Consider the following 25,952-nt stretch of genomic DNA (forward strand, 5'->3'; position numbering starts at 1 on the left):
GGGTAGGCTTCTGCCCTCCTGCCCAGACCCGAAAGGCAGCTCCGAAAGGAACGCGCCGTGCCGACGTCCAGCGCCAGCACCACCGACTCCGCCAAGTCCGCCGGCGGCGGGGTCCAGTCCCTCGAGCGCGCCTTCGATCTGCTGGAGCGGATGGCGGACGCGGGCGGAGAAGTCGGACTGAGCGAACTGTCCGCGAGCAGCGGGCTGCCGTTGCCCACCATCCACCGCCTGATGCGGACCCTCGTCTCCTGCGGATACGTCCGCCAGCAGGCCAACCGGCGCTACGCCCTCGGCCCGCGCCTGATCCGCCTCGGCGAGTCGGCCTCCCGGCTGCTCGGCACCTGGGCCCGCCCCTACCTCGCCCGCCTGGTCGAGGAGACCGGCGAGACGGCCAACATGGCGCTGCTCGACGGGGACGAGATCGTCTACGTCGCCCAGGTGCCCTCGAAGCACTCGATGCGGATGTTCACCGAGGTCGGTCGGCGCGTCCTGCCGCACTCCACGGGCGTCGGCAAGGCCCTGCTCGCCCACACCCCCGACGACGAGGTCCGCGCCCTTCTCTCCAGGACCGGCATGCCGGCCGCGACGGAGAAGACGATCACCACGCCGGACGGTTTCCTCGCGGCCCTCAAGGAGGTGCGCGGCCAGGGCTACGCGGTCGACGACAACGAGCAGGAGATCGGCGTCCGCTGCCTCGCGGTCTCGGTGCCCAACTCCCCCACCGCCGCCGCCATTTCGATCTCCGGACCGGCAGGGCGGGTCACGGAGGCGGCCACGGAGAAGATCGTCCCGGTGCTCCAGCAGGTCGCCTCGGAGCTGTCGGAGGCACTGGCCAGCCAGAACCCGGGGTGACGGCCCCGCACCGACCTAGCGCCGCGGCTCCCTGAACGACTCCACCGCGTTGCGTACGTCGGTCAGTCCCCGCGACAGCGCGCTCACCGATCCGATCGCCCCCGCGATCAGCAGCAACGACCTTCGCAGGCGCGGGATTTCGGGCGTTCCGTGGCTCGTCATGGCGGCCAGCGCGGCGAGTTCGTCCTCGGCGATGCCCCGATCGGGGAACTCGGCCGGGTGCGCGGCGAGTTCGCGGCGCAGCCGGGACACCGCGGTCCGTAGTTCCGCCACTCTCGGATCGTTGTCGCTGCCGGTCACTGGCCTCTGTCCCAAGCTCCGCAACACAGCTCTCCCCCTCGCACACCTTCGTGCGCCCAGCACCGTGAAGCCCCGTCGGCGTTGGTCGGACCCCTGGGGACGCGGGTCAGTAAACGCCACGCAGGGCGCCGCGCGCCACCGTACGGACCGAAATTCAGCCCGTGGAAACCCGGCGCACGCCGGCGCGTCAGGTATGCAGGACGCATGACGGAGAACGAACAGCAGGTCGCCGGACTCCTCCTGGCCGCGGGCGGCGGACGACGGCTCGGCGGGCGGCCCAAGGCGCTGCTCGAACACCGGGGCCGCCCGCTCGTCGAACACGCGGTCGGCGTCCTGCGCGCGGCCGGCTGCACCCGCGTGCACGTGGTCCTGGGGGCCGCCGCGGCGGTCGTACGGGAACGGGCGGAGCTCGGTGACTGCGTACTCGTGGAGAACCCGGAGTGGGCCGACGGCATGGGGTCCTCACTGCGGGCCGGGCTGGACTCGCTCACCGGAACGAAAGCGCGGGCCGCGCTGGTCTCGCTCGTCGACCAGCCCGGCATCGGGGCGGCGGCGGTGCGCCGGGTGCTCGCCGCGTACGAGGACGAGACCTCGCTCGTCTCGGCGGCCTACGACGGGGTACGCGGCCATCCCGTCCTCCTCGGCGCCGCGCACTGGGCCGGGATCAGCGCGACTGCGACCGGGGACCGGGGGGCACGCGCCTATCTGAAGGAGCACGAGGACGCCATCACGCTCGTCGAGTGCGCGGACGTGGCCGAGCCCTACGACATCGACACGACGGCCGACCTGACGCACCTTGAGTGAGCACACTGGCACTGAGCGCCACATTGGCTCGACTCGGAGAATCTCGACATCAACAAACCATTGAACTTCCACGATGAGGAAACTAGTATCCACTGTTCAGAAGCGTCCTGCCTCCCGTGAGGGGCGCCGCTCGCGTACCCGGTTCGACTGGCACCCGGTGCCACCGCTGAAGGAAGTGACAGCTCATGTCCGCACCAGCGCCGTCCCCGCTGGCCATCGTCGACGCCGAGCCCCTGCCGCGGCAGGAGGAGGTCCTCACCGAGGCGGCCCTCGCCTTCGTGGCCGAGCTGCACCGCCGGTTCACGCCACGGCGTGACGAACTCCTCGCCCGCCGCGCCGAGCGCCGCGCCGAGATCGCCCGCACCTCCACGCTCGACTTCCTCCCGGAGACCGCCGCGATCCGCGCGGACGACTCCTGGAAGGTGGCCCCCTCCCCCGCGGCCCTGGACGACCGCCGGGTCGAGATCACCGGCCCCACCGACCGCAAGATGACCATCAACGCCCTGAACTCCGGCGCCAGGGTGTGGCTCGCGGACTTCGAGGACGCCTCGGCACCGACCTGGGAGAACGTTGTCCTCGGGCAGGTCAACCTGGCCGACGCGTACACCCGGAACATCGACTTCACGGATGAGAAGTCCGGCAAGTCGTACGCGCTCAAGGCCGACGAGGAACTCGCCACGGTCGTCATGCGCCCGCGCGGCTGGCACCTGAACGAACGCCACCTGGTCGACGCGAACGGCGCCCAGGTCCCTGGCCCACTTGTCGACTTCGGCCTGTACTTCTTCCACAACGCCCAGCGTCTGCTGGACCTCGGCAAGGGCCCGTACTTCTACCTCCCGAAGACGGAGTCGCACCTGGAGGCCCGCCTCTGGAACGACGTGTTCGTCTTCGCGCAGGAGTACACCGGCATCCCCCAGGGCACCATCCGCGCCACCGTCCTCATCGAGACGATCACGGCGGCCTACGAGATGGAGGAGATCCTCTACGAACTCCGCGACCACGCCTCGGGGTTGAACGCCGGCCGCTGGGACTACCTGTTCTCCATCGTCAAGAACTTCCGTGACGGCGGCGCCAAGTTCGTCCTGCCGGACCGCAACGCGGTCACGATGACGGCCCCGTTCATGCGCGCGTACACCGAACTCCTCGTCCGCACCTGCCACAAGCGCGGCGCGCACGCGATCGGCGGCATGGCGGCCTTCATCCCGTCCCGCCGGGACGCCGAGGTCAACAAGGTGGCCTTCGAGAAGGTCCGCGCCGACAAGGACCGCGAGGCCGGCGACGGCTTCGACGGCTCCTGGGTCGCCCACCCCGACCTGGTCCCGATCGCCCTGGAGTCCTTCGACAAGGTCCTCGGCGACAAGCCGAACCAGAAGGACCGGCTGCGCGAGGACGTCCACGTCGAGGCGGCCGACCTCATCGCGATCGACTCGCTGGAGGCCAAGCCGACGTACAACGGCCTCGTGAACGCCGTCCAGGTCGGTATCCGTTACATCGAGGCCTGGCTGCGCGGGCTCGGCGCGGTCGCCATCTTCAACCTCATGGAGGACGCGGCCACCGCGGAGATCTCCCGCTCGCAGATCTGGCAGTGGATCAACGCGGGTGTCGAGTTCGAGAACGGTGAACTCGCCACCCCGGAGCTGGCCCGCAAGGTCGCCGCCGAGGAACTGTCCGCCATCCGCCAGGAGATCGGCGAGGAGGCCTTCGCGGGCGGCCACTGGCAGCAGGCCCACGACCTGCTGCTCCAGGTCTCCCTCGACGACAACTACGCGGACTTCCTCACTCTGCCGGCGTACGAGCAGCTCAAGGGCTGACATCCTCCTGCGAGACCTTGTCCGAGTGGCCCAGGGACTTCCCCGGGGCCACTCGGTCGCGTACGGCCTGCTTGACCGCCGTCGGCTCCGGGAAACCCTGCTCGCGGCGGTCCCAGACGACCTCGTCGTCGACCCGGACGACGAAGATCCCGCCCTTGCCGGGCTTCAGGGCCAGTTCCGTCAGCTCGGTCTCGAAGGTCGTGAGCAGTTCCTGTGCCAGCCAGGCCGCGCGCGGCAGCCAGCGGCACTGGGTGCAGTACTCGATCTCGACCCGCCGGGAGTCCGAAGAAAGCTCCGTCATCCGAGGTGCACCGACCAATCCTGTTCCGCGGCCGGTTTGCCGTGCAGGTCGGGGACCCGCTTCAGCCACTTGGGCCGGCCTTCCTGTGTCTTCGCCGCGCGGAGAGCCTCCTCGGCGGCGAGTTCCTCCCGGGTGGGAAAGTCGGTGGGCAGCCAGGCCTCGGAGGCCCGCACGCGCGCGTGGAGGTACGCCACATAGGCCTCGCGTGCCTCGTCCGGGGTCGCGAAGCCGGTGAGCCAGGCGTCGGGGACGGCCGCCGTGACCTCGCGCAGGACGTCGAGAGTGACCTTGGGCGCCAGTTCCGCGTCGGCGGCGCGGACGTCCGGGCCGTAGTGACCGAGGGCGTGGTGGCGGAAGTCGTAGGACTTCGACGGGTCCGTGGCCTCCCAGCGGTGGTGGAAGACAAGCGCGGCGCCGTGGTCGATCAGCCACAGACGCGGGGGTGCGATGCCCAACGTCGGCCAGACCATCAGGTTCGAGCTGTGGACCGTACGGTCGACGTTCACGGTGAGCGCGTCGAGCCAGACGATCCGGCCGGCCTCCACCGGGTCGACCGGGAACGTCCTGGCCACCTCGGGGGTGAAGTCGCGGGCGCCGGGCAGGTAGTCCATGCCGAGGTTGAGGCCCGCGCTGGCGCTGTGGAGTTCGCGCACCTCCTGGTGCGGCTCGCTGTCGGCGATCTCCGGGTCGAAGTGCACGAGGACCAGCTCGGGAAAGCGCAGCCCCAGCGCCCGCGCCAGCTCACCGACGATCACCTCGGCGACCAGCGCCTTGCGGCCCTGCGCGGAACCGGTGAACTTCACGACGTAGGTGCCCAGGTCATCGGCCTCGAAGACGCCGGGGACGGAGCCCCCGGACCTCAGCGGGGTCACGTATCGAACAGCAGTCACATCGCGCAGCACACCGGCCAGGGTATGTCAGCACTCACCCGGCCAGCGGATTCGGCAGCGGCAGGTAACGGGCGTCCGCGCCGTCCGCGCCCGTCCAGCGCAGCAGCAGGTTCGTCTTGCCGGGGAGGGTGGGCGCGGTGAGCAGGGCGGCGGCTTCGGGGAGGTCGTGGCGGGCCAGTTCCCGGCGGGCGGCGGGCCAGGGGGAAAAGCCGGGGTGGCGTTCGGCGAGGGCCGCGGCGACCTCGCACAGGTGGTTCACGACCAGGCAGTACACCAGCCGCTCCCAGCCGGCCGCGCGCGACACGTCCGCCAGCAGCTTCACGCCCTCGGCGTCCCGGAACAGCGCCTGCACGGGTGTGCCGTCGGCGTCCACGGCGACCAGGGTGTTCTGCAGATGCGCCTCGAGCACGACGCCGTGGTCGGCGAAGGCCGCGAGGGCGGGCGGGACGACCACGCCCAGATACGCCTCCCACCAGGCCGCCGGATCCGCGGTGGCGTGGAGCGGGCTGCCCTCGAAGCCCTCCACCAGGGCCGCGGCGAGCAGCGGGGTCGCCCCGGGCCGCACATGGTCGTGCAGGCCGTCGCGGACCAGGACGGCGAGTTCCTCGAAGGCGAAGTCGGCGGTGCGGTAGCCGCAGTCGCTCAACCAGGCGCCCGAGCCGGGGCTCGCGGCGAAGGCGCGCGCGGCCGCTTCATCCGTACGGCGGAGTTTGAGCAGGTCGTGGCGCCAGAGCCGGCGGATGTCGTTCGTGATGCGGACGTCGAGACTGAACTTGAGGAAGAGATCCTGAGCGGGCGCGTACACCGTGCGGACCGCCGCCGTCGGCCAGGTCTCGAAGCCGGTCGTGCCGAGCCGGATGAGCCTGCCGTCCTCGAAGGCCTCGGTGCAGGACACCAGGTCGAGCTGCCAGGGGTGGGCGGGCAGCAGCCGGTAGCCGGGCGGTGCCTCGCCCAGTGTGTCGAGGGCCGAGGTGTCGCCCTCCTCTACGACGGTGTCCTCGCGCAGCCCGAGCAGGACCAGCGGGAACCGGGCATGGGCCTCGGGGGCGTACGGCAGCCAGGCGCCGACGGGGCCGCCGCCGCGGGCCTTGGGCGCGGGGTGGTACGGATGGCCGGTCACGAGGCACTGCTCGGAGCGCAGATACGGGTCGCCGGGCGCTGTGACCCGGTCCCGGGCGGTGAGCAGGGCGGCCACCGCGTCCCGGCTGTCGATCATCTCGGCGGGCAGTTCGTGGTTGGACACTCCGGTGTGCCGGGTCAGTTCCTCGGCGACGAGCTTCACGAGTTCGGTATGGCCGACGCGCCGCCAGCCGTCCGCGGCGTGCACCTCGGGCTCGGCGGGCCGCCGGTCGCCCCGCACCCTGAGCAGTCTCCCGCCGGGGAGCCGGTACACCGGGCGGTCACCGGGTTCCGGGAGTGGCTCGGCCACCTCGCGCAGCAGGCAGTTGAGCAGGGGTGCGGCGGCGTACGCGTCGGCGCGGTGCGCGACGTCGGTGCCGGCCGGCGGGGGCGGGAGGTCCACGCGATCCACTCGTTCTCTACGGTTCATCTGGGGCGATGACGATCAGTATGTCTGTCCTCACCGCCCCACCGTGACACCGGTCGTACCCGAGGAGCCCGCCCGTGCACCGTCCCTCCGCCGCCGAGGCCGACTTCGCCGAAGAGCTGGCCGTCCTGCGCCCCGACCTCGTGGCGCGGTACACGGCCGAGCTGCCCGGCGCCCGCGCGGCCGTGCTGTCCCGGCTGTGGCGTGGGCTCGCGCACGAGCCGCTGCCCTGGGTCACCGGCCGGGAGGCGGGCCGGGAGGGGCTCGCCCTGCGCCTCTGGGACGGCCGCAGGCTGCACGGCCCGCACCCGGACCCGTTCGCCACCGCCGCCCACACGACCGTCGTGCAGCTCGACGAGGTCGCCCACGACGATCCGGCGCGCCTGATGTCCGCGCTCGGCGTTCCGCACGGTGCGGATTTCGCCGCTGAACTCGCCGACAGTGTCGCGTCGTTGGCACTGTCGAGGGCGGGACAACCCGCCGGCCCGCAAGCGTGGCCGGTGCGCGACTGGGAGTGGGAGCAGCGGGTGGTCGACGGGCATCCGTATCACCCCAACTGCCGTTCCCGGCCGGGATTCTCGGTGGCCGAGCAGCTGGCCTACGGGCCCGAGCACCGGCCGCTGGTACGACTGGGGTTGGTGCCGGTGCCGGCGGACGAGTGCCTGGTGACGGGCGCGTGGCCGGCCCACCTCCGGGACGGGGAGCGGGTATTGCTGCCGGTGCATCCGTGGCAGTCGGAGCATGTGCTGAAGCGGCTGGTCACCGAAGGCGTCGAGGCACATCCATTGATGTCCCTGCGCACCCTCGCCCTGCCCGACGGACAGCACGTCAAGACCGCGTTGAGCACGCGGCTCACGTCCTCGGTGCGGGACATCTCCGTCTACTCGATCAGCATGTCGGCGCCCCTCTCACGGTTCGCGGAGACGGTGGGGGAGCGCATGGACGGCCTCCTGCACTTCACCCGCACACTGGGGGCGGTGACGGCCAACTCCCCCGACCTGGCCGCCGTGTTGCGCGAGTCCCCTCAGGTGTACGGGGAGCGGGTCCTCCCGGTGGCCGCCCTCGCCACCACCGAGCTGCCCGAATCCCCCGCCTGGCTTGCCGAGTTCGCCCGATTGTCCCTCACGGTCGGGCTGCGCCTGCTGGAGTTCGGCATCGCCCTGGAGGCGCACGGCCAGAACCTCCTCGTCGTCCTGTCCGAGTCGGGCGCACCGGTGCGGCTGGTCTACCGGGACCTGGCCGACATCCGGATCAGCCCGGCCAGGCTCGCGCGGCACGGCATCCCGGTCCCCGCACTGTCCGGGCGGCTGGTCACGGACGACGTGACGACCCTGCGGCGCAAACTGTTCGGCTCCCTGGTGGCCGGAGCCCTCGCGGGTACGGCGGGTTCGGCCGCGGCGTTGCGAGGAGCGCTGGAGACGGCCGTACGACAGCTGCCGCGCACGCCCGATCTGGCCGCGCTGCTCGAACAGCCGCTGCCCGCGAAGGCGTTGACCTGGATGCGGCTGTCACCGGGGACGCCGGGCGACCGATGGACCCAGCTGCCCAACCCCCTTGCCTGAGCGGCCGTTTTGGAGCCCGGCGCACCTGATCAATAGGATCCGGCGATGATCACAAGAAAACGGCGGGTGGCAGGGGTGTGCGCCCTGCTCGCCGCCCTGACGGCGGGGATCGCCTTCCCGGTCGCGGCGGTCGCCGGTGAACCCACCGGCCAGGCCACGCCCCAGGTCGATCTCGTCCTCGACGTGAGCGGCTCGATGCGGACGGCTGACATCGACGGCGGCACCCGGATGGCGGCGGCGAAGCAGGCCTTCAACGAGGTGCTGGACGCGACGCCCGAGGAGGTGCAGCTCGGCATCCGGACCCTGGGCGCCAACTACCCGGGCGACAACCAGAAGACGGGCTGCAAGGACACCGCCCAGCTCTACCCGGTCAGCACGCTGGACCGCACCGAGGCCAAGACGCAGGTGGCGACCCTGTCCCCCACCGGCTGGACGCCGATCGGTCCCGCGCTGCTGAAGGCCGCCGGCGACTTCACCGACGGCGCCTCCTCCAAGCGGATCGTGCTGATCAGCGACGGCGAGGACACCTGCGCCCCGCTCGACCCGTGCGAGGTGGCCCGCGAGATCGCCGCCAAGGGCATCGGGCTGACCATCGACACCCTCGGCCTGGTCCCGAACACGAAGATGCGGCAGCAGCTGAGCTGCATCGCGGAGGCGACCGGCGGTACCTACACCTCGGTCGAGCACGCCGACGAACTCACCGACAAGGTCAACCAGTTGGTGGATCGCGCGGCCGACCCGGTGGTGACGCCGGTGGCCACCGAGGGCGCCGGGTCCTGCGCCACGGCGCCCACGCTGAAGTCGGGTCTGTACACCGACCGTGAGGAGTTCACCCAGCAGCGCTGGTACCGGGTGGACGTCGACCCGGGCCAGGAGCTGCGGGCCTCGGTGAGCGTGGGGGCCGACCGGGCCGTGAACCCCTCGTACGGGGTGCTGCTGCGGGCGGTCACCGTGCACGGGCGCGAGATCGTGCGCGGCGAGGCGGCGAACAACGGCCGTACGGACGTGATCTCGACGGGCCTGCGCTACCCGAAGGCGGAGAGCGACGACGAGGACGCCCCGGCCGAGACCGTCTGTCTCCAGGTCACCAACTCCTTCTCGGCGGGCTCCGGGGTGAAGACCACTCCGGGTCTGCCGCTGGAGCTGACCGTCGATGTCGTGGACGGACCGTCGAAGGCCAGTGACGTGGCCTCCTTCGGCCTCGGGCGCGGCTGGTGGCTGCTCGGCGCACTGATCCTGGCCGGCTTCGTCGCCGGTCTGCTGTGGGGCTGGCTGTCGCGCTGGCGGCTCGCGGTCTGGAGGACCAACTGATGCGGATCACACGCGCGTTGAGCGCTTCCCTGCTGATGCTCGGGCTGGCCGTCGCGCCGGCCGCGGCCGACTCCTCGCCGACACCGACGGATTCGGCCTCGGCGGACAGCGACGCGCCCACCCAGGCGGGCACGTCCTTCCGTACGGCCACGGAGATCGAGCAGGGCCAAACGGCCACGGCGAGCGGCTCCGCGGGTGACTACCTGTACTGGTCGTTCCCCGCCGACGCCGGCCAGCGGCCCACCGTCGAGGCGACGGTGAAGCTGCCCGGGACCCACGCCGCGCAGACGTGGCAGATCGACGTGTACGACGGTCTGCGGCGCCGCCAGTCCTGCCAGTACGGCGCGCAGACACGCACCGCCGCCGCGGAGGCCTCCTCGGTGGAGCTGGCCTGCACACTGCGCACGGTCCGCGCCTGGTCGGAGATGTGGGCGGGCGACCCGCTGCCGGGCACGTACTACGTCCGGCTGACGGCCGTCGGTCTCACCACGGCCGACCTGGGTCTCCCGGTGAGCACCGAAGTCCGGGTCGACTCCAAGGACATCGGCGGCTCGGCCGCGGTGGACGGTTCGCTGGCGGAGCCGCTGGTGCCGGGCATCGCGGTGAAGTCCGAGGCGGAGGACGGCGGTTCGGAGGACTCCTCCGCCGTGCTGTCCGCCATCGAGCCCGAGGACGGCTGGTCCTCGGGCTGGTGGTCCGACCGGTGGGTGTGGACCGCGATCGGCGGTGCGCTCGCCGCGCTGGCCGGGGTCGGCGGATACACGCTGACCCGCGGGTCGGGGCGGCCTTCCCGGGTGCCGCCGGGCGCCTGACGGTACGTCGAGAAGGCCCGCTCCGGCGGGCCTTCTTCGTTCACGCCTCCCGCAACGCCCTGGCGATCGTGCCGTCCCGGTCACCTCGACCAGGTCGGGGCGGCCTCCCCAGGCACCCGCCCGGCGCCTGACGGTACGTCGAGAAGGCCCGCTCCGGCGGGCCTTCTTCGTTCACGCCTCCCGCAGCACCTTGGCGATCGCGCCCTCCCCGGTCACCTCGATCCGGCCGTCCCGCACCGCGTCCGCCAGGCTCAACTCCCCCCTGCCGACGGCCCCCCAGACCTCCGAGTCCAGGACCAGCCGGGCGTCGGGCTCCCGGGGGGCCGGCCCCTCGCCGTACGCGGGACCGTCCTGCGCGCCGACGTAGACATGGAAGTCCCCCTCCTCCAGCCGCACTTCGACGAGCCCCTCCCCCTCCAGCGCGCGCAGCAGGGGCAGCGCGAACCAGTGCGCGCGTACGGCGTCGGTGGGCCGTCGGGCGCCGAGTTCGGGCCCGCCCCAGGCGCCGAGGGCCTGGAGCACCGGCAGCAACTCGCGTCCGCGGGCGGTGAGTTCGTAGACGAAGGCCGCGCCGGGCGGGGGGAGCCGACGCCGGGTGGTCAGTCCGTCGCGCTCCATGTCCTTCAGCCGCGAGGCGAGTACGTCCGTGCTCACGCCCGGCAGATCGGCGTGCAGGTCCGTGTAGCGGCGCGGCCCCGACAGCAGTTCCCGGACGATCAGCAGCGTCCATCGGTCGCCCACCACATCGAGGGCGCGGGCCGCGGAACAGTACTGGTCGTAGCTTCGGCGAGGTGACATGCGACGCAGTCTAGACAAGTTGTTGGACTTTCCAAGCTCACACTTGGTAAAACCAAGCAACACCCGAAACCGGAGAGGCAGCAGCGCATGGAGTTCCGGCAGTCGAGCAAGCTCAGCGAGGTCTGTTACGAGATCCGCGGCCCGGTGATCGAGCACGCCGACGCACTGGAGGAGGCGGGCCACAGCGTGCTGCGCCTCAACACCGGCAACCCCGCGCTGTTCGGCTTCGAGGCGCCGGAGGAGATCCTCCAGGACATGATCCGGATGCTCCCGCAGGCGCACGGCTACACCGACTCCCGGGGCGTCCTCTCCGCCCGCCGAGCGGTCGCCCAGCGCTACCAGACCCTGGGCCTGGAGGTCGACGTGGACGACGTCTTCCTCGGCAACGGCATCTCCGAACTGATCTCGATGGCCGTACAGGCGCTGGTCGAGGACGGCGACGAAATCCTCATCCCCGCCCCCGACTTCCCCCTGTGGACTGCGGTCACGACCCTCGCGGGCGGCAAGGCGGTGCACTACCTCTGCGACGAACAGGCCGACTGGTACCCGGACCTGGACGACATGGCGTCGAAGATCACGGACCGCACCAAGGCCGTGGTCATCATCAACCCGAACAATCCCACCGGCTCGGTCTACCCGAAGGAGATCATCGAGGGCATCCTCGACCTCGCCCGCCGGCACGGCCTGATGGTCTTCGCCGACGAGATCTACGACCAGATCCTGTACGACGACGCCGTGCACCACTCCGTCGCCGCCCTCGCCCCCGATCTGGTCGTCCTGACCTTCTGCGGCCTGTCGAAGACGTACCGGGTGGCCGGCTTCCGCTCGGGCTGGCTGGTGATCACCGGACCCAAACAGCACGCCAAGAGCTACCTCGAGGGCCTGACCATGCTGGCCTCCATGCGGCTGTGCGCCAACGCGCCCGCGCAGTACGCCATCCAGGCCGCGCTCGGCGGCCGCCAGTCCATCCACGACCTGACCGCGCCCGGCGGACGCCTGTACGAACAGCGCACCGTGGCCTGGGAGAAGCTCAACGAGATCCCCGGCGTCTCGTGTGTGAAGCCGAAGGGCTCGCTCTACGCCTTCCCACGGCTCGACCCCAGGGTCCACAAGATCCACGACGACGAGAAGTTCGTCCTGGACCTGCTGCTCCAGGAGAAGATCCAGGTCGTCCAGGGAACCGGCTTCAACTGGCCGACCCCGGACCACTTCCGCATCCTGACGCTGCCCCACGCACAGGATCTGGAGGCGGCGATCGGGCGGATCGGGCGGTTCCTGAGCGGGTACCGGCAGTAGCTGGTGGTGCGGACGGGGTTCACGGTCGGGGAGAGCGGGGATGCCATGGAGTGCGGCCCCTGATCCCGGGGCCGGGGGGATCGGGGGATGGGGGAACCCCAGATGTACTTGCCTCGTCGGCGTGCGCCAGGCAGACGCTCGTCCTTACGCCGCCGTCTCGCGCTGCTGGTCCTGCTCGTGGTGCTCGCGGGCAGCCCGTGGGTGCAGCGGCCGCTCTCGGACTACTACGCCGAGAAGTTCTACATAGAGCTGTCCGACAACAAGATCCTGCGCTGGCTCGTGGAGGCCGCGTTCCTGCCCCGCTGGGAGGTCTCCGCCGAACGGTACGGCGGCACGTCCTCGCTGGTCGTGAACGACCTCGCCGTCCTGGTCCTGCTCGCGGGGCTCGTCTTCTTCGCCAGGCGGCTGTCGGCCCGCGGGGCGGCGGGCCCGCTCCGCTGCCTCGCCGCGGGCGTGCTGGCGTCGGCGCTGGCCAACCTGGCGTGGTGGGGCCTGCACGAGGCTTTCGTCGACAACGTGGTGCTCGCACCTGCCGACACCCTGGTGAAGGACCTGCTGCGCAGCGCTCTCCTCTTCGGCCTCGCGGTCGGCGCGCTGCTCGCCCTCCTGACCGCCGGTCCACCGGGAACAGTCTCCGTCGGCGCCATGACGGCGCCGCTCCGCCGCTGGAGAGAGGGAGGACGCGGCATGACGACCGCGCCGGTCCACATGCCGGTCGGGAGCGCTCCGGGTGACGTCACCCGGTATCTGTGCGCCGCGGCCTACGTGGACGAAGGATTCGCCGACCGCGTGGTGGAGGACGTCCTGGCCGACGAGGCAGGCGCGGTGGCCGCCTCTCCCGACGTCGACCTCGTGACGGTCGTACGGCACTGTCTGACGGCACAGGAGATGCGGCACCGCAGGGATCAGCGCCTGACGGGCGCGTTCGCCCTCGTGGCCGTCTTCGCACCCCTGTGGCTGCTGTTCGTCACGTTGTTCCTGTCGACCACCCGGCAGGCGGGCGGGCGGCCGAGCCTGGCCACGCGCGGCCGACACCAGCCCGAGGGCAGGGTGTTGGTGGGCACGGCTGTCGCGGCGGGCATCGCGGTGCTCTTCGCCTTCGGTCTCGGCGTCGCCGTCTCGTCGCTGCCCACCCCCGCGTTCGTGAGCTGGCTCCTGGGCTCCTATCTGGCGGGGGTGCCGGCCGCCCTGGTGTCCGTCACAGCGGTTGCGCTCGCGTACGTGACGGTCGTACGCCATGATCTCGCCGTCGACCGGCTGCTGCGCACGACCATGACGCGTGAGGCGTTCTCCCGGCAGCCCCGCCCGACCGTGCCGCCGCGGAAGTGGATGGCCGAGCGGCTGGCGGCCATCCGGGAGGCTCAGGACGGGAACGTCACGGTCTACAGCGGTTACACGCCCTTCCTCGGCTATGCGCCGGCCGCCTCGCAGTGGTCGCTCGCCGTGCCGCTGCTGCCCGCCGACGATCGCGTCGGAGGGGTTTCGCGTCCCGGCGGGCCTCAGCCGTTCACCGTCACCGAACTCGTCGACCACGTACGCGCGCGGCTGTCGGCGACCGCCACGCGCGGCGTGACGGACGCGGCAGCGGACGGTGAGGCGGCCCTCGGGTCCCTCGTCGTGCAGGACCGGGTCTTCGCGAGCGGCACGGCCGTCGGGGACGACGAGCGGTTCATCAGGGCCACGAGTCTCGCCCCGGCCGCCCGGCTGTCGGCCGACCAGGTCGAGCGGATCATGGAGCGACCGACCGGTGCGGTCCGGCACTGTCTGGCGGTCCATGTGCCGCTGTGGGGCGGGGACGTGATGCCGACCGTGTTCCTGCACTTCTCGACCGAGGGCAGAACACTGCACCTGCATTGCAGCAACCACGTGCTCGGCCCGGTGAGAGCCGACTACCACGTCGTGGACCGGCTGCGCGGACCCCTCTCCCAGGCCGCACGGCGGGGGCTGCTGCTGGACGCCGTGCCCCACACCGGCGGTGCCTTCTTCGCCGCTCCGTTCCGGGCGCTGCGGCAGGCCCGCTTCGAGGAACGGCACACCAGACGCATGGTGGACGAGCTGAAGGCCCTGGAGCAGGACCCGGTCTACGACTTCGGCGCCCGGCTGAGCGTCCGGGAGCTGGCCGTGAGCCCGAACTACCAGAACTACTTCCAGGTCGTGGACGCCGCACGGATCACGTCGCTGGTGCAGCGCCACACCCTCGCCGCGATCCGCGAGTTCCTCGACACACGCGGGTACGACATCACCGACTTCCGCGCCCAGCAGCAGACCATCCTCAACCAGGGCCTCATCCAGCAGGGCGGCATGAGCATCATCGGCAACCAGGCGATCGGCAAGGGCGCGACCGCCACCCAGAACGTCCCGCAGCAGCCCGGCGCGGCCGCCCCCGTAGCCGGTTCCGGAAAGTAGGAGGTCCTCATGACGGGCAGCGACGACCGGCGACAGGACCCTCCGGTCAACAACGGCCTCATGATCAGCGGCGGCACCCACTACGTCGGCAACCAGGCCGTGGGGCACGGCGCCCAGGCGTTCTCCGGCTCGGTCTCCTTCCAGCCGCAGGACGCCGAGCGTACGGCCGAACTGCTCGCGTACGTCGAGCGGCTGCTGGAGGAGCACCGGGCGGCGCTCGCCGATCCCGACGCGACCAGCAGGGAGCTGCGCCGCCTGCGCGAGGAACTGGACGAGGCCGAACCGCAGCCGACGGTCCTGCGGCGGGCCCTCGACCGCCTCAACGAGTTCGTGCAGCCGGTGACGCCGCTCGTCGTCGCGGTGGGGCAGCTCGCGCAGTCGGTGCAGGGTCTGCCGGGGCTCTGAGAGGTTCCAGGGAGCTGAGGGCTCCGGGGAACGGCCGTCCGGCCCAGTCCGCCCTGCGAGCCCTCGGAGCGGTGTGGCACGGTGCTGGGAGTCGAGCGGGAAGGGCGCGCACATGGGTGATCTCTTTCTGGTCCGGCATGGTGAGACCGAGTGGTCACGGTCCGGGCGGCACACCGGCTGGACGGACGTACCGCTGACCGAGCGCGGCCGGGAGGAGGCGCGCCGGCTGGTGCCGCTGATCCGCTCGCACCGCGTCGGCGCCGCCTTCGTCAGCCCCCTGCAGCGGGCCCGGGAGACCGCAGAGCTCATCGGGCTGCACGACCTGCGGGTCGACGCCGATCTGCGCGAGTGGGACTACGGCGGCTACGAGGGCGTCACCACCGTCGAGATCCAGCGGGAGCGCCCGGACTGGTTCCTGTTCACGGACGGCGTGGCACCCGGCCCGCCCGACCACCCCGGGGAGAGCCCGGAGCAGGTCGGCGAACGGGCCGACCGCGTGCTGGCGAAGGTGGACGCGGCGCACGCGAACACCGAGGGGTGCGTGGTGCTGGTGGCGCACGGCCATTTCCTACGGGTCCTCACCGCCCGCCGGCTCGGGCTGCCGCCGTCGGCCGGAGCACTGTTCCAGCTGGCGACGGGGACGGTGTGCCGACTGGGGACGGAGCATGGGCGGCCGGTGATCGCGGGGTGGAATGTCAGACCCGGGTCGTAGTCTTCGAATGGGCTGATCGCGGGAGCGTCCCAGCCCTTCGACCAGGCCGCTTTCCGGGGAGGTGCCCGTCATGGCCCGACCACCCACCGCCGCACAGCGGCGTGTCATCGACACCGCCGATCCCGTCACCGGGCGGCTGAAAGGTACCGAGGCTCAGCTGGAGGCGCTGGTGAAGCGCGGCCTGGCCTTCCGGCATCCGCGGCCGCCGCACGATCATTTCCTGACCCCGACCGGGCACCGCGTACGGGAGACGGTTCCGGAGGAGCCCGAGCAGGCCGCCGACCCCGCCACCGGTGTGTTCGCCGCGCATGTCGGTGGCACGCAGGAGGCCGCGGACACCGGTCCGGCCCGGGCGCGTGAGGTGCACAGCGCCTGGCAGGGGTTGCTGGAGCTGCGCCGGATGACCAACACCGACGGGGCCACGGACCGGCCCTGCGGCTGGGAGCGCGCACATCTGGTGCAGGCGGCCGCGCTGGCGCTGGAGGCGGCCGGGCACCCGCCGGAAGCGGGGGGCTCCCCCGGCTACCGGGTGCGCGCGACCCCGCAGCCCGAGGCCGTGGCGGTGCACGCGCCGGACGGCGAGGCGCTGCGGGCCTGCGCGATCACCCTGGAGGGGGCCGGCTGGCAGGTCGGCGAGTACACGGAACCACGGACCAGGGCCCGGTATGTGCTGGCCTCGCCACGCCGGGTGTAGGGGGCACATGTCAGGATCGGGTCCAGCAACTGCCGTGCAATGAGAGGGGATTGACGTGAGCGAGCCGTTTTCCGTGCCGGTGACCGTCCGCGGGTACGAGACGGACGTACAGGGCCACCTCAACCAGAGCGTGTACCTCAACTACGCGGAGCACGCCCGCTGGTCACTGCTCAAGGCCGCCGGGATCACCCAGGCCGAACTCATCGGCAGCGGGGTGGGTCCGGTGGCGCTGGAGACCACCATCCGCTACCTGCGCGAGCTGCTGGCGGGCGATGAGGTGGAGGTGACCTGCGCCTTCGAGTGGGGCGAGGGCAAGACCTTCCGCATACGGCAGACCATCCGCAAGCAGGACGGCACCGTGGCGGCCGAGATCACCGCGGTCGGCGGGCTGATGAACCTCAAGGAGCGGCGCCTGGTCGCGAACGCGAGCGAGGTCCTCAAGGGGCTGGCCACCGACCCGGGCCTGTTGTAGCTCAAGCCGGCTCCGGTTCGCGCTCGGCGTCGTACTCCGCCCGTGCCTCGGCGATGTAGACCCTGTTGCGCTCGGCCCAGTCGGTCAGGCGCTGCAGTGTCTCGTGCAACTCGCGGGCGACCGGGGTGAGTTCGTATTCGACCCTGGGCGGCACCGTCGGGTGCACGGTGCGGGTGACGAGGCCGTCGCGCTCCAGGTTGCGCAGGGTCAGGGTCAGCATGCGGCGGCTGATGCCCTCGATGCTGCGCTCCAACTCGGTGAAGCGGATGGGCCCATGGGCGGCCGCGACGAGGATCTGGACGCTCCATTTGCCGGAGACCCTGTCAAGAACCTCCCGCACCGGACACGCGTGCGCGTTCACGACCTGGACGGTAACACCGGTGTTCCTCTGGGACATCGAACTGCCTCCTTACGCCGTCCTCCATGGTCACTGACGATGTTCCCCGTTACAAGTCGTGCACCTTAGCCACTTGTCGGAACCCACGGAGAATGCGGAGGCCCGCCGCCATGACGGCCGTTGTCGAGACCCCGACGCGAACACTTCACCGAACGTACTCCCGCTGGACGGCCCTCGTCGTCCTGTGCGCGGGAACGCTCATGACGATCCTGGACGGCAACATCGTCACGGTCGCCATGCCGGCCATCCAGAGCGACCTCGGCTTCTCGGGGCCGGGCCTCGCCTGGGTGGTCAACGCCTATCTGATCCCGTTCGGCGGGCTGCTGCTGCTGGTGGGCCGGCTCGGCGACCTGGTCGGCCGCAAGCGGATGTTCGCGGCGGGGCTGGCCGTGTTCACGGTGGCGTCCGTGCTGTGCGGGGTGGCCACGAGCCAGGGCATGCTGATCGCGGCGCGTGCCCTGCAGGGCGTGGGCGGGGCGATGACCTCGGCCGTGGTGCTCGGCATGCTGGTCGCCCTGTTCCCCGAACCACGTGAACAGGCCCGTGCGATCGCGGTGTTCAGCGCGGTGGGCGCTGCGGGCGGGGCGCTGGGCACCTTCCTCGGCGGGGCGCTGACGCAGGCCCTGAACTGGCACTGGATCTTCCTGATCAACCTGCCGATCGGGATCGTCGCCCTGCTGGCGGCGGTCCGGGTGCTCGATGCGGAGGACGGCGAAGGCCTTGGCCGGGGTGCGGACTATCCGGGGGCCGCGCTGGTCACCGGGGCGCTGATGCTGACGGTGTACGTGATCGTCGGGTCCGGCGACCGTGCGGTGACCACGACGCTCCTGCTGGCCCTGCTCGCCCTCGCCCTGTTCACGGCGTTCACCGTCCGGCAGGCCCGGGCCGCCCGTCCGCTGCTGCGGCTGCGACTGTTCGGTTCCCGGCTGCTGTCCGGCGCCAACGCCGTCCAGATCCTGATGATCGCCACGATGTACGGCTTCCAGTTCCTCGGGGCGCTGTATGTCCAACGCGTCCTGGGGTTCGGCGAGTTGCTCACCGGCACGGCGTTCCTGCCGGCGCCGATCGTCATCGGGGTGCTGATGCTCGGGCTGTCGGCACGGACCATCGGGCGCTTCGGGGCGTACCGGGTACTGCTGGCGGGGCTCGTGCTCATCGTCGCCGGGATGGCCCTGCTGAGCCGTGCGCCTGCCGACGGCTCGTACGTGGTCGACGTCCTTCCGGTGCTGCTTCTGCTCGCCACCGGGTTCGCCGCCGCGATGCCCGCGCTGACGGGGCTCGCCATGTCGGGGGCTCGCGAGGAGGACGCGGGGCTGGCGTCCGGGCTGTTCAACACCACGCAGGTGGTGGGGGGTTCGCTGGGGCTGGCGGTGCTGTCGGTGCTGGCGGCGGGGCGGACGGAGGGGCTGCTGGAGGGCGGGACGGAAGCGGTCGCGGCGACGGCGGAGGGGTACCAGCTGGCGTTCCGGGTGGGGACGGTTGTCGCTGTGGGGGCGTTGGGGCTGGCTGCGGCTGTGCTCCGGCCGCGAGGGAGGGTGTGAGCCGCCTTCGGATGTGCCACGCCTTGCCGTCTCGGGACTGCGGATACGTCGTGGCCGGTCGCGCACACGCGGCCGAGCCGCATATCTATACGGCCCCGCGCCCCTGGGGGCGCGGGGAACTGCGCGTTCAGCCCCCGCCGAACGCCTCTTTGTGGTCTTCCGCCCACTGTCGATACGTCCGCGCCGGACGCCCCAGCACCTCCTCCACATCCCCGGTGACCACCGCGTTTCCGCCCTCGGCCACGAAGCGGACGCTCCGCAGCATCCCCTCCGCGGACTCCTCGCTCCAGCCCGAGGCGACCAGCAGTTCACGCGTCTGGGACGGGGTCAGGTCACGGAGCTCCACAGGGCCGCCGAGCACCTCCGCCAGCGCGGCCGCCTGGTCCTGGGGGCTGAGCGTCTCCGGGCCGGTCAAGGTATACGTCCGCCCCACGTGCCCCGGACCGACCAGCGCCGCGACCGCGATCTCGGCGACATCCCGCGGGTCCACGACCCCCTGCCGGCCCGAGCCCAGCATGTTCGGCACCGGCTCACCCGAGCGGAGCGCCTCCGCCCAGCTCAACGTGTTCGACGCGAAGACGGACGGGCGCAGGATCACCCATTCCAGCCCACTTTCCCGGACCGCCTCCTCACCGCGTCCGTGCGCGATGCCACCCAGCCCCGTCCTGGGATCGCCCGCCATGATCGCCGAAAGCTTCACGATCCGCCGGACCCCCGCCGCCCGAGCCGCCTCGGCCATCCCGCGGTCGCTCTCCCTGTCCTCCGGGCCGAAGACGCCCACGAGGAAGGCGCAGTCGACGCCCGCCATGGCCGCCGCCACCGAACCGACGTCACGGTGATGGCCGCGCGCCGCCTCCACGCCGGGCGGCAACTCGGCCCTCTCCGGGTCCCGGGTGAGCGCGCGCACCTTTTCTCCGCGCGCCACGAGCTGTCGTACTACCTCACTGCCGATGGTGCCGGTGGCACCCGTAACAAGGATCATGGCCACCACCGTGCGCCCCGCGCCGCACCGGACGATAGGAAATTCCGGCACGTTTCGCGCGCCCGAACCCCCCGGCCCCGCGCTTACGGTGGACGCGTGACCAACTCCGTTTCCGGGCGGGCCCTGCGCACCCCCGACGAGCTGCGTCCGTGGATCACAGGGATCAAGGCCCTGGCCGTCGAGGGGGCGGATCCGCGGAAGCCGTTCGTCCAGCTGCCCGACCCCACGACCAAGGTGATCGTCCGCAGTGAGGCGCGAGGCCGGCCCACTCTGCTGGTCTCCGGGCCCCGTGTCCGGGCCGCGTACCACGCGGGCAAGCGGCAGGTGTCCTGCACGGAGGTACGGCTCGCGCCGGGAGCCGTCCGGCCGCTGCTCGGCGTTCCGGCCGTCGACCTCGTCGGACGGATCGTCCCGCTGGGCGCGCTGCCGGGCCGAGCCGCGCGGCAACTGGCGTACGAGCTCAGATGGCTGGAGCCCGAGGAGGTCGTCGCCCGGCTCGCGGAGGTCCTCCCGGGCCTGCTGCCCACCGCGACCGGCGGGGCACGGACCGAGCTGCTGCGGGCCGCCGTCGCCGCGCTGTCCGTCCGCTCGGGGCACATACCCGGTCACGTCAGGGAAGTGGCTCGTGAACTCGCCGTCAGTGAGCGGCAGTTGCGCAATCTGTTCAGCGAGGGTGTCGGCCTCTCGCCGAAGCACTACGCCCGCATCGACCGCGTCCGCGCCGTGCTCGCCCATGCCACCGAGCTGGCCTCGGCCGAACTGGCCGCCGTCACCGGCTACTACGACCAGTCCCACATGACGTCCGACTTCCGCACCCTGATGGGCGTCCCGCCGCGCTCCTACTTCACGGGACGGCTTCCCGCTCCCCGCTCCTGCCAGGTGATCGACAGACAGTGATGCGATTTCCCAGTGACCTGCCCCGAACCGCCGCCCGCCGCACGCTGCTCGCCGTCCTCGGAGCCGGCGCGTTGAGCACCCAGTTGCCGTCCGACGAGGCGGCCGACGCAACCGGGCTGGACGACCCGGACAAGAAGGACCTCGCGATGCGGCTGGTGTCCAGCGCGGAGAACTCCTCGCTGGACTGGCAGGCGCAGTACCCGTACATCGAGGACATCGGGGACGACCGTGGCTACACCGCCGGCATCATCGGTTTCTGCTCCGGTACGAGCGACATGCTGGCGCTGGTCGAGCTCTACACGCAGCGGGTCTCCGACAACCCCCTGGCCCCCTATCTGCCCGCCCTGCGCGCGGTGGACGGCACCGACTCGCACGACGGGCTGGACCCGGGCTTTCCCTCGGCCTGGCGGAAGGCGGCGCAGACCTCCGCCTTCCGCCGGGCGCAGCGGGACGAGCGGGACCGCGGCTACTTCGACCCGGCGGTCGCGTGTGCCAAGGAGGACGGCCTCGGCACGCTCGGCCAGTTCGTCTACTACGACGCGATGGTCATGCACGGCCCCGGCACCGATGCCCTGAGCTTCGGCGGCATCCGGGGCCGGGCCTGCGAGGACGCGGACACTCCCGCGGACGGCGGCGGCGAGACCGCTTATCTGCACGCCTTCCTGGACGCCCGGGTGTGGGCGATGAAGCAGGAGGCGGCGCACAGTGACGTGAGCCGGGTCGAGACGGCCCAGCGGGTCTTCCTGGAGCAGGGCAACCTCGACCTGGACACACCGCTCAAGTGGAAGGTGTACGGGGACAGTTACGAGATCGGCTGAGCGGGGACGGCCTCCATGGGGTGGGTGACGTCCTGTGCGTCCGCGCCCCGGCCGAGGTGGTTGAAGACCAGGTTCAGCGCCACCGCCGCCACACAGCCCGTCGAGATCCCCGAGTCCAGGACGATCTTCGCGGTCTCCGGGAAGGCGTGGTAGAACTCCGGCGCGGTGATCGGGATGATGCCGACGGCCAGCGACACGGCGACGATCAGGACGTTGTTGTCCTTGTCCAGGCCTACCTTGACCAGGGTCTGGATGCCGCTGGCGGCCACCGAGCCGAACAGGACGACTCCGGCGCCGCCGAGCACCGGGCGCGGTACGACGGCGATGAGCGAGGCGGCCATGGGGCACAGGCCCATCAGCACCAGGAAGGCCCCGCCGGTGGCGACGACGTAGCGGCTGCGGATCCGCGTCATCGCCACGAGGCCGATGTTCTGGGCGAAGGCGCTGCACATGAAGCCGTTGAAGAGGGGGCTGATCGCCGAGCCGAGGGTGTCGGCGCGCAGGCCCGCCGCGATGGTCCGCTCGTCGGCCGGGCGCTCGACGATCTCGCCCAACGCGAGCATGTCCGCGGTCGATTCGGTCATGGAGACCACCATCACCACGCACAGCGAGAGGATCGCGGCGAGCTGGAACTGCGGGGCGCCGAAGTGGAAGGGGGTCGGGAAGCCGACGACGGCCGCGTCGGTGACGGGTCCGAAGTCCGTCGCGCCGAAGGGGATCGCGAGGACCGTGCCGGCCACCAGGCCGAGCAGCACGGCGACCTGCTTGACGAAGCCGCGGGTGAAACGTCGTAGGAGAAGCACGATCAGGAGCGTGGCCGCGGCCAGGCCCAGGTTGGTCGTCGAGCCGTAGTCCCGCGCCGTGGGGTCGGGGCCCTGCGCCCAGCCGAAGGCGACCGGCAGGAGGGAGACGCCTATCAGGGTGATGACGGTCCCGGTGACGACCGGCGGGAAGAAGCGGATCGCCTTGCTGAAGAAGGGGGCGGCGAGGAAACCGAGGAGGCCGGCGACGATCACCGCGCCGAAGATGACCGGCAGGGCGTCGGACTTGTCGTCCGTGGAGGCGACGACCGCGGTCATGGGGGCGACGCCGGCGAAGGTGACGCCGTTGACGAAGGGCAGCCGGGCGCCGATCTTCCAGATGCCGAGGGTCTGGAGGAAGGTGGCGAGGCCCGCGGTGAACAGACAGGCGCCGGTGAGGAAGGTGAGGTCGGCGGGGGAAAGACCGATGGCGGCGCCGACGATCAGGGGCGGGGCGACGACTCCGGCGTACATGGCGGCCACGTGCTGGAGGCCGGTGGTCGCCATCTTCAGGGCGGGGAGTTTTTCGTCGACGGGGTGGACTGACACTGCGGCTCGCCTCCGGGCGGTTACACGTCGGCACTGACGTGGGTTTCATGGAGGTGGTGCGAGTGGTCGTGCGGGACCGGGACGGAGACCGTTCCGGGGCGCGTGCGTCCAACACGCGCCCCGGGCACGGCCGCCATGGAACCCGGTTTGCGAGTTCCATGGCTGCCGGCCGGGAGCCGTCCCTCCCGACCGGAGTACTGGTGAGGTGATCAGCCCTGCGCGGCGATCCGCGCCAGACGCCGGGCCTGTTCCCGCGTGGAGCGTGCGATGGCGTCCTCGTCGACCTGCAACAGGCGGCTGTTCTCGACGATCTGACGGCCATTCACAAAAGAGGCCGTGACGGGTGCTGCCGCGCCGAAGACCAGCGCGGTCACCGGGTCCGCGATCGAGGCGTGGGCGAGGGTGTCGAGCTTCCACAGCACCAGGTCGGCGAGCTTGCCCGCCTCCAGGGAGCCGGTCTCGGCCGCGCGGCCCAGGACCTGGGCGCCGCCGTAGGTGCCCAGGCGCAGCGCCTGCCGTGCGTTCAGAGCCGCTTCCCGGTGCGCGCCCAGGCGGTTGATGAGCAGGGCGTTGCGGAGTTCGGTGTGGAGTTCACCGGACTCGTTGGACGCCGTGCCGTCGACGCCGAGGCCGACCGGGACACCGGCCGCGAGCATGTCCGGGACCCGTGCGATACCCGCCGCCAGACGGGCGTTGGACGAGGGGCAGTGGGCCACACCCGTCTTCGTACGGGCGAAGGCGGCGATGTCGGAGTCGTTCATGTGGACGCAGTGCGCCATCCACACGTCCTCGCCGAGCCAGCCCGTGGACTCGAAGTAGTCGGTCGGGCCCATGCCGAACAGCTCCTTGCAGAACTGCTCCTCCTCGACGGTCTCCGAGCCGTGGGTGTGCAGCCGTACGCCGAGACGGCGGGCCAGCTCGGCGCCTTCCCGCAGGAGTTCGGTGGAGACGGAGAAGGGCGAGCAGGGGGCGACGGCGACCTGGGTCATCGCGCCGAAGGAGGAGTCGTGGTGCTCCTTGACGGTCGCCTCGGTCGCGGCGAGGGCGCCCTCCAGGGTCTCGACGGCGAAGTCCGGGGGCAGGCCGCCGTCCTTCTCGCTGCGGTCCATGGAGCCGCGGGCGAGAGTGAAGCGGACACCCGTCTCGCGGGCGGCGCGGATGATCGCGCCGGACAGGTCTCCGGAACCGGCGGGGAAGACGTAGTGGTGGTCCATGGCGGTGGTGACGCCACCGCGGGCCATCATCGCGAGCGAGCCCTGCGCCGCCGCGTAGACCATCTGCTCGTCGATGCGCGCCCAGGTCGGGTACAGCGCGACGAGCCAGTTGAAGAGGTTGTGGTCGGTGGCGAGGCCCCGGGTGATCCACTGGTAGTAGTGGTGATGGGTGTTGACCAGGCCGGGGGTCACGAGGTGGCCGGTGGCGTCGATACGGCGGTCGACGTTCTCCAGGCCCTCGGGCGCCCTGCCCGCGCCGAGCGACTCGATGCGGTTGCCGGCGATGACGACGTATCCGCTCGGGTACTCGGTGTCGTGCGCGTCCACGGTCGCGATCGAACAGTTCTCGATGACGATGCGCCGGTCTGCTGCCATGGTTCGTCCTTTGCGCGGAGGTGGAGAGGGCACGGCAGGACCCCGGGAGTTTGAGTGCCGCGGCCCGCCCTGGCGGGCCGCGGGTGCCGCAGAGGGAGTTGCTCAGAGGTTGGTGAGATCCACCGGGATCCTCGGCTCGCAGCCGTCCCGGAGGATGGTCGCCTCGATCAGGCCGTAGGGCCGGTCGGCGGCGAAGTAGACGGCACCGTCCTCGGTGGCGTTCTTCAGCCCGAACGGCTCCAGGTCCACGAGGAAATGGTGCTTGTTCGGCAGCGAGAAGCGGACCTCGTCGATCTCGGCCCGGTGGTCGATGATCCGCGAACCCATCTGGTACAGGGTCTGCTGGAGCGAGAGCGAGTACGTCTCGGCGAAGGCCTCGAGCATGTGCTTCTTGACCTGCTCGTAGGACGTCTCCCAGTCGGGCGTCTCCTGCTCGTCGTCCGACCAGTTGAAGCGCCAGCGGCTGGACACCTCGGTCGCCAGGATGCGGTCGTACGCCTCGGGCAGGGTCGTGTACTTGTCCTTGACGTAGCCCCAGAACTCGGAGTTGGTCGAGTTCATGACGGTCAGGTCCTTGAGCCCGGAGACGACTTCCCAGGAGGAGCCGTCGTAGGTGATCTGGGTCAGGCGGGTCTCCTGGCCCTGGCGGACGAAGGAGTGCTCGTCCTCGCCGGCCGTCGCGATCCGCTCCCAGGCGTACTCCTCGATGCGGATCCGCGCGGTCCTGATCGGTTCCTGCGAGGTGACGAAGTGCCGGGCGAGGTGGATGCCGAACTGCTCGGCGGATTCGATGCCGTACTCCTTGGCGAACGCGTACACCGTGTTCTTGGTGGTGTCGGTCGGCAGCACGTTGGCGTTGGAGCCGGAGTAGTGGACCTCGTCCATGTCGCCGCTGAGCGACACGGAGACGTTGAGGTCCTTGATGTGGTGGGTGGCGCCGTCCCGCGTGATCTTGACGACTCGGTTCTCGGCCTTGCCGTACTGGTTCTGTCCCAGGATGGGCATGTAGCTAGCTCCCTCGGTAAACGGAGTAGCCGAACGGGTTGAGCAGCAGCGGTACGTGGTAGTGCTCGCCCGGGTTCACGGCGAAGGTGATCGCCACCTCGGGGAAGAACACTCCGGTCGCACCGCTGTCCCGATTCGCGGGGGCGTCCTGCTGCGCATCGGCTTGCTTCTTCAAGAAGTACGGTTCGACCTCGAAGTCGAGCCGTACGTGGGTGGTCCCCTCCGGCAGCGCCGGCAGGTCCTTGCACCGCCCGTCCGCGTCGGTCGCGGAGCCGCCGAGCGCCTGCCAGTCCGCCCGCCCGGGGCGGGCGGAGAGCTGGACGGCGACTCCCTGGGCGGGGCGGCCGACGCTGGTGTCCAGGATGTGCGTGGACACGGAGGCGGTGGTGCTCGTGCTCATGG

General features: G+C 71.2%; 26 protein-coding genes. 15 read left to right on the forward strand and 11 right to left on the reverse strand.

The annotated features are described in order from the left end of the window. Positions 1-57 precede the first annotated feature (57 nt). Positions 58-852 carry an IclR family transcriptional regulator gene (locus RNB18_RS22730; RefSeq protein WP_311715931.1) on the forward strand — a complete coding sequence of 265 codons (795 nt, stop codon included), beginning with the start codon at positions 58-60 and terminating at the stop codon, positions 850-852. 15 nt (positions 853-867) lie between these two features. Here the strand turns inward: RNB18_RS22730 and RNB18_RS22735 are convergent, their stop codons facing one another. Further along, positions 868-1,179 (reverse strand): DUF5955 family protein, encoded by a 312-nt coding sequence (locus RNB18_RS22735; RefSeq protein ID WP_311715932.1) that lies wholly within the window; start codon positions 1,177-1,179, stop codon positions 868-870. Positions 1,180-1,356: 177 nt separating this feature from the next. On the opposite strand from RNB18_RS22735, the gene RNB18_RS22740 reads away from it, so the two are divergent. Continuing rightward, a complete protein-coding gene (locus RNB18_RS22740) occupies positions 1,357-1,956 on the forward strand; it encodes a nucleotidyltransferase family protein (protein WP_311715933.1) in 600 nt (199 codons plus the stop codon). Between the two features lie 185 nt (positions 1,957-2,141). Then, positions 2,142-3,767 carry a malate synthase A gene (aceB, locus tag RNB18_RS22745; RefSeq protein ID WP_311715934.1) on the forward strand — a complete coding sequence of 542 codons (1,626 nt, stop codon included), beginning with the start codon at positions 2,142-2,144 and terminating at the stop codon, positions 3,765-3,767. Here the strand turns inward: aceB and RNB18_RS22750 are convergent. The 3 genes from RNB18_RS22750 to RNB18_RS22760 are packed head-to-tail and all read right to left on the reverse strand — an operon-like array spanning position 3,757 to position 6,489. Next, positions 3,757-4,068: a SelT/SelW/SelH family protein gene (locus RNB18_RS22750; RefSeq protein ID WP_311715935.1), complete on the reverse strand. Its 312-nt coding sequence runs from the start codon at positions 4,066-4,068 to the stop codon at positions 3,757-3,759. The two genes, aceB and RNB18_RS22750, sit on opposite strands and share 11 nt — an antisense overlap. Continuing rightward, positions 4,065-4,970 (reverse strand): HipA family kinase, encoded by a 906-nt coding sequence (locus RNB18_RS22755; RefSeq protein WP_311715936.1) that lies wholly within the window; start codon positions 4,968-4,970, stop codon positions 4,065-4,067. Before RNB18_RS22755 ends, RNB18_RS22750 begins: the two co-directional genes overlap by 4 nt. Positions 4,971-4,992: 22 nt before the next feature. After that, a complete protein-coding gene (locus tag RNB18_RS22760) occupies positions 4,993-6,489 on the reverse strand; it encodes an IucA/IucC family protein (RefSeq protein ID WP_394817651.1) in 1,497 nt (498 codons plus the stop codon). Between the two features lie 92 nt (positions 6,490-6,581). On the opposite strand from RNB18_RS22760, the gene RNB18_RS22765 reads away from it, so the two are divergent. Genes RNB18_RS22765 through RNB18_RS22775 form a run of 3 tightly spaced genes read left to right on the forward strand, consistent with a single transcriptional unit; the run spans position 6,582 to position 10,189 of the window. Continuing rightward, positions 6,582-8,066 carry an IucA/IucC family protein gene (locus RNB18_RS22765; RefSeq protein ID WP_311715938.1) on the forward strand — a complete coding sequence of 495 codons (1,485 nt, stop codon included), beginning with the start codon at positions 6,582-6,584 and terminating at the stop codon, positions 8,064-8,066. Between the two features lie 45 nt (positions 8,067-8,111). Further along, positions 8,112-9,377, forward strand: coding sequence for a VWA domain-containing protein (locus tag RNB18_RS22770; protein WP_311715939.1), 1,266 nt, complete (start codon positions 8,112-8,114; stop codon positions 9,375-9,377). Beyond that, complete coding sequence (locus RNB18_RS22775; protein WP_311715940.1) at positions 9,377-10,189, forward strand: hypothetical protein; 813 nt, start codon at positions 9,377-9,379, stop codon at positions 10,187-10,189. Before RNB18_RS22770 ends, RNB18_RS22775 begins: the two co-directional genes overlap by 1 nt. A 171-nt stretch (positions 10,190-10,360) precedes the next feature. Here the strand turns inward: RNB18_RS22775 and RNB18_RS22780 are convergent, their stop codons facing one another. Continuing rightward, on the reverse strand, positions 10,361-10,987 hold the full coding sequence (locus tag RNB18_RS22780; RefSeq protein ID WP_311715941.1) for a winged helix-turn-helix transcriptional regulator: 627 nt from the start codon (positions 10,985-10,987) through the stop codon (positions 10,361-10,363). A gap of 87 nt (positions 10,988-11,074) precedes the next feature. On the opposite strand from RNB18_RS22780, the gene RNB18_RS22785 reads away from it, so the two are divergent. The 6 genes from RNB18_RS22785 to RNB18_RS22810 all read left to right on the forward strand — a co-directional run bounded on the left by RNB18_RS22785 (position 11,075) and on the right by RNB18_RS22810 (position 16,972). Next, the gene (locus RNB18_RS22785) at positions 11,075-12,283 is read left to right on the forward strand and encodes a pyridoxal phosphate-dependent aminotransferase (protein ID WP_311715942.1); all 1,209 of its coding nucleotides are present in this window, start codon (positions 11,075-11,077) and stop codon (positions 12,281-12,283) included. Positions 12,284-12,385: 102 nt separating this feature from the next. Beyond that, positions 12,386-14,689, forward strand: a complete 2,304-nt coding sequence (locus RNB18_RS22790) for a hypothetical protein (RefSeq protein ID WP_311715943.1) — start codon at positions 12,386-12,388, stop codon at positions 14,687-14,689. Between the two features lie 9 nt (positions 14,690-14,698). Beyond that, positions 14,699-15,094, forward strand: a complete 396-nt coding sequence (locus tag RNB18_RS22795; RefSeq protein ID WP_266509822.1) for a hypothetical protein — start codon at positions 14,699-14,701, stop codon at positions 15,092-15,094. 112 nt (positions 15,095-15,206) lie between these two features. Next, positions 15,207-15,806 carry a histidine phosphatase family protein gene (locus tag RNB18_RS22800; RefSeq protein WP_311715944.1) on the forward strand — a complete coding sequence of 200 codons (600 nt, stop codon included), beginning with the start codon at positions 15,207-15,209 and terminating at the stop codon, positions 15,804-15,806. A 70-nt stretch (positions 15,807-15,876) separates the two neighbouring features. Continuing rightward, positions 15,877-16,500, forward strand: a complete 624-nt coding sequence (locus RNB18_RS22805; protein WP_311715945.1) for a hypothetical protein — start codon at positions 15,877-15,879, stop codon at positions 16,498-16,500. A gap of 55 nt (positions 16,501-16,555) precedes the next feature. Continuing rightward, positions 16,556-16,972 (forward strand): acyl-CoA thioesterase, encoded by a 417-nt coding sequence (locus tag RNB18_RS22810; RefSeq protein WP_311715946.1) that lies wholly within the window; start codon positions 16,556-16,558, stop codon positions 16,970-16,972. Position 16,973: 1 nt separating this feature from the next. Here the strand turns inward: RNB18_RS22810 and RNB18_RS22815 are convergent, their stop codons facing one another. Continuing rightward, complete coding sequence (locus RNB18_RS22815; protein ID WP_266509818.1) at positions 16,974-17,369, reverse strand: winged helix-turn-helix transcriptional regulator; 396 nt, start codon at positions 17,367-17,369, stop codon at positions 16,974-16,976. Positions 17,370-17,479: 110 nt separating this feature from the next. Between RNB18_RS22815 and RNB18_RS22820 the strand changes: the two genes are divergently transcribed. Then, a complete protein-coding gene (locus RNB18_RS22820) occupies positions 17,480-18,910 on the forward strand; it encodes an MFS transporter (RefSeq protein WP_311715947.1) in 1,431 nt (476 codons plus the stop codon). A 127-nt stretch (positions 18,911-19,037) separates the two neighbouring features. Here the strand turns inward: RNB18_RS22820 and RNB18_RS22825 are convergent, their stop codons facing one another. Next, positions 19,038-19,901 (reverse strand): SDR family oxidoreductase, encoded by an 864-nt coding sequence (locus tag RNB18_RS22825; protein WP_311715948.1) that lies wholly within the window; start codon positions 19,899-19,901, stop codon positions 19,038-19,040. An 87-nt stretch (positions 19,902-19,988) separates the two neighbouring features. On the opposite strand from RNB18_RS22825, the gene RNB18_RS22830 reads away from it, so the two are divergent. Both RNB18_RS22830 and RNB18_RS22835 read left to right on the forward strand, forming a co-directional pair. Continuing rightward, positions 19,989-20,789: an AraC family transcriptional regulator gene (locus RNB18_RS22830; protein WP_311715949.1), complete on the forward strand. Its 801-nt coding sequence runs from the start codon at positions 19,989-19,991 to the stop codon at positions 20,787-20,789. Further along, positions 20,789-21,607, forward strand: a complete 819-nt coding sequence (locus tag RNB18_RS22835; protein WP_311715950.1) for a chitosanase — start codon at positions 20,789-20,791, stop codon at positions 21,605-21,607. The genes RNB18_RS22830 and RNB18_RS22835 overlap by 1 nt, the downstream gene beginning before the upstream one ends. Here the strand turns inward: RNB18_RS22835 and RNB18_RS22840 are convergent. The 4 genes from RNB18_RS22840 to uraH form a co-directional block, all read right to left on the reverse strand. Next, a complete protein-coding gene (locus RNB18_RS22840) occupies positions 21,592-22,956 on the reverse strand; it encodes a nucleobase:cation symporter-2 family protein (protein ID WP_311715951.1) in 1,365 nt (454 codons plus the stop codon). The genes RNB18_RS22835 and RNB18_RS22840 overlap by 16 nt on opposite strands. 209 nt (positions 22,957-23,165) lie before the next feature. Next, positions 23,166-24,545 (reverse strand): 8-oxoguanine deaminase, encoded by a 1,380-nt coding sequence (locus RNB18_RS22845; protein ID WP_311715952.1) that lies wholly within the window; start codon positions 24,543-24,545, stop codon positions 23,166-23,168. A 102-nt stretch (positions 24,546-24,647) separates the two neighbouring features. Next, positions 24,648-25,550: a factor-independent urate hydroxylase gene (gene pucL / locus RNB18_RS22850; RefSeq protein WP_311715953.1), complete on the reverse strand. Its 903-nt coding sequence runs from the start codon at positions 25,548-25,550 to the stop codon at positions 24,648-24,650. A 4-nt stretch (positions 25,551-25,554) separates the two neighbouring features. Continuing rightward, positions 25,555-25,950, reverse strand: coding sequence for a hydroxyisourate hydrolase (gene uraH, locus RNB18_RS22855; RefSeq protein WP_311715954.1), 396 nt, complete (start codon positions 25,948-25,950; stop codon positions 25,555-25,557). Positions 25,951-25,952 lie beyond the last annotated feature (2 nt).

The organism is Streptomyces doebereineriae (assembly GCF_031845645.1).
Classification (GTDB): domain Bacteria; phylum Actinomycetota; class Actinomycetes; order Streptomycetales; family Streptomycetaceae; genus Streptomyces; species Streptomyces canus.